The 231-nt window shown below is 55.4% G+C and carries 1 rRNA gene; it reads right to left on the bottom strand.

What is annotated here, in order from left to right:
• A 23S ribosomal RNA gene (locus FHC48_RS23265) occupies positions 1-231 on the bottom strand; the annotation flags it as partial.

The following is a 231-nucleotide window of genomic DNA, read 5'->3' on the forward strand; positions in this document are numbered from 1 at the left end:
TTTCCCTCACGGTACTGGTTCACTATCGGTCAGTCAGGAGTATTTAGCCTTGGAGGATGGTCCCCCCATATTCAGACAGGATACCACGTGTCCCGCCCTACTCTTCGAGTTCACAGCCTGTGTGCTTTCGTGTACGGGACTGTCACCCTGTACCGTGCGACTTTCCAGACGCTTCCACTAACACACAAGCTGATTCAGACTCTGGGCTGCTCCCCGTTCGCTCGCCGCTAC

This window comes from Enterobacter sp. EC_50, from assembly GCF_019584525.1.
Taxonomy (GTDB): Bacteria; Pseudomonadota; Gammaproteobacteria; order Enterobacterales; family Enterobacteriaceae; genus Enterobacter; species Enterobacter roggenkampii.